Source organism: Microcoleus sp. B4-C2, assembly GCF_036705265.1.
In the GTDB taxonomy this organism is placed as follows: Bacteria; Cyanobacteriota; Cyanobacteriia; order Cyanobacteriales; family Microcoleaceae; genus Microcoleus.
The window spans coordinates 1-8,007 of record NZ_JAUBUB010000134.1; the positions used below are offsets into that span (position 1 = coordinate 1).

The 8,007-nt window shown below is 51.3% G+C and carries 4 protein-coding genes; 2 read left to right on the forward strand and 2 right to left on the reverse strand.

The annotated features are described in order from the left end of the window. Positions 1–468 precede the first annotated feature (468 nt). On the reverse strand, positions 469–1,833 hold the full coding sequence (locus QUB20_RS26255) for a proton extrusion protein PcxA (RefSeq protein ID WP_333238714.1): 1,365 nt from the start codon (positions 1,831–1,833) through the stop codon (positions 469–471). Between the two features lie 52 nt (positions 1,834–1,885). On the opposite strand from QUB20_RS26255, the gene QUB20_RS26260 reads away from it, so the two are divergent. Further along, positions 1,886–4,096: a recombinase family protein gene (locus tag QUB20_RS26260; RefSeq protein WP_333250696.1), complete on the forward strand. Its 2,211-nt coding sequence runs from the start codon at positions 1,886–1,888 to the stop codon at positions 4,094–4,096. Positions 4,097–4,475: 379 nt separating this feature from the next. Further along, positions 4,476–7,763, forward strand: coding sequence for an Ig-like domain-containing protein (locus QUB20_RS26265; protein ID WP_333250699.1), 3,288 nt, complete (start codon positions 4,476–4,478; stop codon positions 7,761–7,763). Here the strand turns inward: QUB20_RS26265 and QUB20_RS26270 are convergent. After that, positions 7,760–8,007, reverse strand: a 248-nt coding sequence (locus QUB20_RS26270; protein WP_333250701.1) for a hypothetical protein, incomplete at its 5' end; no start/stop codon positions are given. The genes QUB20_RS26265 and QUB20_RS26270 overlap by 4 nt on opposite strands.

Here is an 8,007-nt window from a genome sequence, read left to right on the forward strand (position 1 = left end):
CTCAAAAAAGCCTTTGAAAAAAAGGAAAAAGAAGCCTGCGGTCTAACTGTACCCAGTTGACCGTCAGGTTAGTTCACACCACTCCTGACGCAAACAATAAATGCTTTTGTGCGCTATGGGTAAGCAACTATGTGTGCAGTGAATGCCCTACTGAGGACGTTATCAATGCCTGAAACCATCGCTATTATTACATCTTTTTTTCTTCTTCCTTCTTCCTTCCTTCTTCCTTCTTCCTTCTATCCTTTACATCCGTTATATCCGTTAAAGAATCCGTTGCCGAACTTCCTTCTTCCTTCTATCCTTTACATCCGCTACATCCGTTACATAATCCGTTGCCGAACTTCCTTCTTCCTTCTATCCTTTACATCCGCTACATCCGAAGAAAGCTAATCCGTTGCCGAACTTCCTTCTTGCTTCTATCCTTTACATCCGCTACATAATCCGTTGCCGAACTTCCTTCGCCCCTGATTACTCGTTCATATTCTTGTAAGTAGCAACAGCAGAAGGCGAACTCCGGTTTAAATAACGGAATATCCAATACTTAAATACCGTATCCAAGATAACTGGAAACGTCGCAATGAACAAAAATATGAACTGCCTATTTTCTGGTAGTCCCAAATGCCTCGATAAACCTTCGAGAATTACTTCCCAACCGTGAGGCGAGTGGAATCCCACAAACACATCTGTAAACAAAATAATTACGAAAGCTTTCGCACTGTCGCTGAGGCCGTAAATCACATCGTCCATAAAAGACTTTAAAATCTCAATCTCTTTCTTGTTAGTGACGATAATCGCGGCAAAAGCCATGCAGGAAATCAAATCAGCAAAAATATTTTTAATGGCTCCACCACTTTCAGCGCGGTATTCCTCCGCTAGTTCAACTGCTTTCGCGGCAATCATCTTTTCCGTTTCCTCTAAAGAAAGCGAGGGAGCAGTGCCTATTAACCTTTGAAAATTGAGGTGCTGCTCAAATCTCTCCAGTTCTTGAAATGCTTCTTCTTCCAGGTTAACATTTATGAAAACGGGAGCATTTTCTTGACCTCTAAAATGGTCAACTATCGGGCCGACTAGAAAGTTTTTGGAAATTTGATTCGTCAACAGCGGAACTAAAATCAAAAGCAAAATAAATCTGAGAGAAATAATTGTTTTTACTTTGGAATTGCGAAAATTCTTGACTACTTCTTTTTCAGCTCCAGGGTCTAAATCTTTAGTGATGCGATTCAAAGTCCCCAAAAGCGATCGCGGTAATAAATTTACTTCTTCATAGTTAGTGTCAACCTCACCATCGTGAATTTGAACAGAATTAGCTGAACCTTTATTTTTTGGATCGGGTGGAGAGCTGCTATTTGTAGATTTTGCCGACAAATTTACTGAACTGACAACCGGAACAATTGCCGTCGATCTACTATTATTAATATACTTGTCGATAACTCCATCAATAAACTCTAGCTTCTCAAATATAAGGGATTCTCTATCTTTCTTGTTGAGATGTAATCCGTGCTGGTGATAATCAGCGCTGTCCCCCGTTTTGGGTTTAGCCCCCACTCGCTCCGGCAGTTCCAAAAAAGAACGGCTAGCATTAAACTCAACCATTCGGGTTTGGATGACCTTGAGGTATTTTTGCAGTTCGGATTTAAAGTAAGACAGGGTGCTTTGTCCGTAATCTCCCGATCGCTCAGAGATTCCTTGACCGCCAAAATGCTCGTCTTCGATCGCCTTAATTGCTAAGGCAGCATCGTAGGCTTGTTCTAGAGCTCTCTCAGGCGTTTCTCGATACCATTGGTGAAGGCTGTAGAGATATTTTACAATCCTGTTCCACGGAGAAGTATTCATAGCTAAAGCTGGTTAGTTGGCTGTAGACATTAGTGATTAAAGTATTCACGGTATGGTAACAAATTTACATAAATTGAGAACTGCCACCGAAGATTCAATTTGGATTGTCGGATCTGCCCGCAGTGGCAAAACCACTCGTTTAGTCGAGCAGTTCTGCATTTGGAGCAAAACTGTCAAGCCTCTGCCTGCAACAGTTTCAGGGCGATCGAGTTCCGGGCGGAGGCGGGCGGGACAAACTGCCCCAGCAATTTTAGTCTTAGCAGCTAACGGAGACAACCGGCTAGAATTAGCCGATCGCATCGCCGTCGCTACCGAAGGAAAATATACCTTTCACTCCACAACGCCCTTCGGTTTTTTTGAGCAGGAAGTATTGTTATTTTGGCCCCTGCTAGTTCAGTCGCTGGATTTGAGGGCTCAATTTCCCCTGCGGCTGCAACCTGAAACAGAACTGGAACTTGCCGCGAGACTCTGGCGTCGCGAATTAGACGAAGGGATTTTGCAAAAAACAGGGGTAAGTCCAAACCGAATGGTGCGTCGAACACTAGACTTATTACAACTTGCTGCTGTCAGCGGTACACCGAGAGAAGAGATTCCCAGCATTCTGGAACAGGGATTTGCTCTCTCAGCCGGCTCGAACAACCTGTGGACTAGCATGGGAGAGTTGCTGGAAAGGTGGCGGGAATGGTGCTTGACGCGGGGGCTCCTGACTTACGGGATTGTTTGCGAACTCTACTGGCGCTATTTGTTGCCGGATGTCAGTTACCAGCAGCATTTGGCCTCTAGATACCAAGCTGTGATCGCAGACGATGTTGACGATTATCCGGCGATAAGTCGCCATTTGTTCGATCGAATGCTCGACTTCGGTGCAGCGGGGGCGTTCTCCTACAATCCAGACGGAGGAGTGCGTTTGGGCTTGGGGGCTGACACGGAATACCTAGCCCAACTCGAAAGCCGCTGTCAAAGTGTGGAAAATTTGGACGCAAAAGCGGGTTTAGCCGCAGAGATTGGAGAGTTAGCGGTAAGTTTAGCAGTTAATACGGAGGGTTTTTATCCTTTAGGCTTGAGTTTGCCCGGTAAAGTTCGATCGCTCCAAACCACTTCCCGGGCTCAACTGCTGCGAGAAACCGCCGAAATCATCGTCGATGCGGTGAAGTCACAAGCCGTGGAACCGCAGGAAATCGCCGTAATTGCCCCTGGGATGGATGCCATCGCCCGTTACAGTTTAACGGAAATTCTCGCGCGAGATGGTATCGCCGCCGTATCTCTCAACGATCAGCGGCCGCTCTCGACTACCCCAGAGATTCGAGCTTTACTCACTTTGTTAGCCTTAGTTTATCCGGGACTCGGCCGTTTAGTCGATCGAGACGGCGCAGCCGAAATGCTGGTAGTGTTGGGCAGCCAGAAACACCGTTCATTGGAAACAGAAGATTCCAACTCGACGTTCAATCTAAAATCTCAAATTCACAATCAAAAATCGATCGACCAAGTGAGAGCAGGTTTAATCGCCGATCACTGTTTTTGTCCAGATATCGATCGACCTCAATTGCTGCCCATTACAGCCTTTCCCCGGTGGGACAGAGTGGGACACCGAGCAGCCAGGGCCTACGATCACATTGTCGAGTGGATCGAACAACAGCGATCGCAACAGCAGGAGCGGCTGTTGCCGAGTCCAATTGCCCTACTCGATCGAGCCATCCAGAAATTTCTCATGAACGACAGATACCTGCCCTACGATCGGCTAGCAGCCCTGCGCGAGTTAATGGAAACCGCCACCCACTACTGGGAAATCAACGGGCGAATGCAGCGCGTAGAACCAACAAATGGCGGCGACTCAGAAACGATCGCCCGGTTCATTCAGTTGTTGCGCCAAGGAACCGTCACCGCCAACCCCTTTCCAGTGCGTCCAGAAGGCCCAGCAGCCAGAGCCGTCACCCTCGCCAACATCTTCCAGTACCGCAGCAGCCGCCGCGCCCACAAATGGCACTTTTGGCTGGATGCCGGCTCGCCCCTGTGGCTGAGTGGCGGTGCGGCGACATTGTTTGGCGCTCCCTTATTTTTGCGATCGCAACTGGGGCATCCCTGGGAAACCGAAGAGGAAACGGCGGCCGACCAACAGCGACTGCGGCGAATTCTGCTAGATTTGTTAAGTCGCTGTTCCCTGCTTTACCTGTGCCACAGCGAACTATCCGTCAGTGGACAAGAACAAACCGGGCCGCTTCTGCCCCTAATTAACAGCTCTGTTTCTTGTCAGCAGTCAGCATGAGGCATTCACTTCTGCAGGCAAAAGGCAAATCTGTATTCAGCATTCAACATTCGGAAAGAAAAAATTATGACGGCGAAGATTTTTATTTTTTCTGATTCTGGATAAATAAACCGGGCTGACTCCAAGCCCGACTTCTAGGTTCTCTCGATCTGGCGCGATATTAAAGTATACCCAACATAGGCCTCAAAACGTGCAATCATTAATATTTTGAGATCAAAAGATGCCCCGCTTAAAAAATATCTATAGCCGTGGCAGTTTTGATTTAGTATGTTAGAAATGATGGGGTTATTAATCAATTTTAAGCCAGATTGGTGGCAACAAACTGATACTAATCAGTTCTTAAAGTAAATCGGGATAGTCGTTTAAAGGAGCCAAAATAATGCCAAGTGCAGTGCCATTAGTAATTATACCACCTCCAACACCAGAACCAGAGACGCCAGAACCAGAGACGCCAGAACCAGAGACGCCAGAACCAGAGACGCCAACACCTCCGACGCCGCCAACACCTCCGACGCCGCCAACACCTCCAACACCTCCATCCGGGGACGACACAATTGGCGACATAGACGACACAGGGGGCGGAGGCCAAGGTACCTCGCCCGGAATCATCGGCGGCGTAGTCCGCGGCACAGAAAGCAACGACTCCTTAGCTGGCAGTCCCGGCCCCGACGTGATTTCCGGGCTGCAAGGCAACGACACCTTGCAAGGAGTCGGAGGCGACGATTTACTATTTGGCAACGACGATGACGACGTGCTGTTCGGCAATGAGGGCAACGACGTTCTTGATGGCGGTTCAGGACTCGATACCCTGTACGGAGGCAAAGATAACGACTCCCTCGATGGGGGAAATAACCCTGACCTGCTTTATGGCAATGACGGCAACGACACGGTAATCGGAGGCGAAGGCAGAGACACGGCTTACGGCGGCAAAGGCAGCGACAGCTTGCGTGGCGGTTCTGGCGACGATAGCTTTTTGGGCGATCGAGGCGACGACATTCTGTGGGGCGACCAAGGCAACGACTCGCTCTTCGGTGGCGACGGCGAAGACTTGCTATTTGGCAACGAAGGAGGCGACTGGCTCTACGGAAACGCCGGCGGGGACACAATTTTTGCCGGCGACGGCGATGACATAGTATTCGGCGGTGACGGCGACGACATCGTGGACGCCGGTGCTGGCAACGACGTTATTTGGGGCGAAGCAGGCAAAGACGTAGTGGCAGGAGGCGAAGGCAGAGATGTCTTCGTCATCGGTGCATTCAGTTCCCCCAGCGGCAGCAGCAACGGCACTAACGCGGCATTTATCACCACAGGCGGCCCCGATCTCGCTGATGCCGACATTTTCACAGACTTTCGCCAAGGCGAAGATTTAATCGGGTTAAGTGGCGACCTCAAGTTTGAAGATTTGGTAATCTTCCAAAGCACTGAGACGAAAGCCGGCAGTACAATTATTCGCAACGGCGTCAGCGGCGACTTTTTAGCAGTATTGCCGGGAGTAGACAGCAGAACCCTAGGGCGAAGCTCATTTGTAATTGCGCCCACAGTTCCCGGCAGCGCAACTCCACTTCCCCTACCGACGCCGACAGACAGTCCGACACCGACAGGAAGTCCGACGCCGACAGGAAGTCCGACGCCGACAGGAAGTCCGACGCCGCCGACACCGCCGACACCGCCGACGCCGCCGACACCGCCGACACCGCCGACACCGGACGAGCCGCTGCCGACGTTCCCGACGCCGAATTTGCCGACGCCGACAGGAAGTCCGACGCCGACAGGAAGTCCGCCGCCTATCTTTAACCAACCTCCAAGAGCAGTTAACGATAACTTCACCACGGTTGCGGGTCAAGAGCTCAGTTTCAACGTTCTGTTGAACGACACTGACCAGGAACAAAGCGCTCTGACTGTCACGACTTTTGCTCCAGCAAGCAAAGGGAGCCTGGTTCCCGTGGGCGGCGGCGTATTCAAATACACCCCGAATCCGGGCTTCTCGGGTACTGACAGCTTCAGCTACTCGATCTCCGACGGCAGCGGTGGCACAAGTAAGGCGGTAGTAACCATCAACGTCAGTAGCCCGCCCCAGCTAATAATTAACGACGGTGTAGTGGTTGCCAAAAGTAATCCTATCCAGACAATCACTGCCGCCGATTTGTTAATCACAGATCCCGACAACAGCCCCTTGGAAATCGTTTACACGATTACTAAAGCCCCCGATGCTACCAGAGGTTTTGTCCAAAGGGGTAGCACGTTTCTCAACGTCGGCGGCAAATTCAGCCAAGACGATATCAACAACAACATCGTCAAATACAACTTGCTGGCAGAAGGGGGCAGCGACAGTTTCACGTTTACAGCCTCCGATGGGTCTGCAACTATCGGGCCGGCATCCTTCAGTATCACGGTGGTAGATAATATTGTCGATCGCAGCGCACTCCCGGCCAGCAGCTTTACAGGCAGCAACCTCAGCGACTTCATCGTCGGCGGGCCCGGCGACGATACCCTCGCTGGGGGCGAGGGCAACGACATCATGGACGGCAGTGGCGGCAACGACCTCCTATTCGGTGAAGCAGGCAACGACTCGCTGGTGGGTGCGATCGGCAACGACACCGTTGACGGCGGACTGGGCAACGACACCCTCGACGGCCAAGACGGCATAGACTCGCTGATCGGCGGACTGGGCAACGACCTGATGTTCGGCGGCAATGACAATGACAACCTAGCCGGCGGTGACAACAACGACACCATTGACGGCGGAACAGGCAATGACTCGATATTGGGAGAATCCGGCGAGGACTCGATACTTGGTGGCGCCGGGATTGACACCTTACTTGGTGGCATTGGCGACGACTCCCTCGACGGCGGTGCAGGCGACGACATCCTCGACGGTGGACTGGGCAGAGACTTGCTCGACGGCGGTATCAATAACGATTCCATCTTGGGCGGGGACAACGATGACACGATTTTGGGTGGAGAAGGCAACGACACGGGACTCGGAGGTTCGGGCAATGACTACGTGTTGGGCGAGGCCGGCAGCGACTCCCTGTTAGGCGAAGCTGGCGACGACACTCTCGACGGCGGTGCCGGCAGCGACTGTCTCAGCGGCGCCTTCGGCAATGACTTGATATTGGGTGGCGATGACAACGACTCGCTTTCGGGCGGTGAAGGCAATGACATTTTGGGCGGTGGCAACGGTTCTGACTTGCTCACGGGCGATGCTGGCAATGATTTCTTCTACTATGAAACTCCCAGCGAAGGCGTGGACGTGATTGCTGACTTTAACGCTAACGGCAGCGAGACCGACAGATTTTTGTTCAGGTCGTCAAATTTCGGAGGTTTAACCAACTCAGGAACTACTCTCGATTTCACCAGTTTTATCGTCAGGAATATCGGGTCTAGCGGCGACGACATTAGCAAGCAATCAGTCATTTTGTTTGAATCTAAATTTGACAACGCTCAAGCAATAAATGCAGTGTTGAAGAATCAAAACGGTTCGAGCAAAACGGGAGCTTTCTTCGTGTACCTGAACAATACTTTTAACAAGTACGTTCTCGGCTTCGACCCGAATGTGGCAGATGACAGTCTCCCAGCTTTCGATTTGGCAGTGTTGAATTCTATTCCTACAGTGCCCGGAGCGCTCAGCACCGTCATTACTGCATCTGACTTTAAGTTTATTTAGTAGTTTTGAGTAGCGTCGCAAGGAGTCGGAACAATGCCAAGTGCAGTACCACTAATTTTTCTCGAAGGGCGGCTACCCGATGAAAACGCGGATAGTTTGGATAGCGGCACGGTGCCGCAGCCTACGCCGTCGCCGGGAACGGAGCCGATGATGACGGGGACGGAGCCGCCGATGATGACGGGGACGGAGCCGCCGATGATGACGGGGACGGAGCCGCCGATGATGACGGGGACGGAGCCGCCGA

Coding starts and splice junctions, on each gene's coding strand:
- QUB20_RS26260 (WP_333250696.1), top strand. CDS start 1,886: ATGGTAACAAATTTACATAAATTGAGAACTGCCACCGAAGATTCAATT.
- QUB20_RS26265 (WP_333250699.1), top strand. CDS start 4,476: ATGCCAAGTGCAGTGCCATTAGTAATTATACCACCTCCAACACCAGAA.
- QUB20_RS26255 (WP_333238714.1), bottom strand. CDS start 1,833: ATGAATACTTCTCCGTGGAACAGGATTGTAAAATATCTCTACAGCCTT.